Genomic DNA, 380 nt, shown 5'->3' on the forward strand with positions numbered 1-380 from the left:
GCCGAGGTTGCCCGAGATGCCGTGCACCGAGAAGCCGTGGCCCAGGCGCTGCGGCGACACGCGCTTGTTGAGGATGGTGAAGTCCACCGGATGGAAGGGCGCGTTGCCCAGGCCCGCGAGCGCCGCCGCGGCCATCAAACCGGCATAGCCTCCCGCGGTGCTGGCCACGAGGCCGGAGAGCACGAAGCTCGACAGCGCGAAGAACAGCACCGGGCGCGCGCCGACGCGGTCCACGAGGAAGCCCGACAGCGCCTGCCCCACGCCGGAGATGACGAAGAACACCGACACCAGCAGGCCCAGCTCGGAGTAGCTGTAGCCGAACTCCGCGATGAGGAACGGGAACAGCGGCGGCAGCAGCATGTGGAAGAAATGCGAGGAGC

1 protein-coding gene is annotated in these 380 nt (G+C 68.9%); it reads right to left on the reverse strand.

The window, feature by feature from the left end:
- Nucleotides 1–360: MFS transporter (locus AC066S_RS40085; RefSeq protein WP_478272109.1), on the reverse strand; the 360-nt coding region annotated here is incomplete at its 3' end.
- Nucleotides 361–380 lie beyond the last annotated feature (20 nt).

The organism is Bradyrhizobium sp. CFUWI (genome assembly GCF_056429085.1).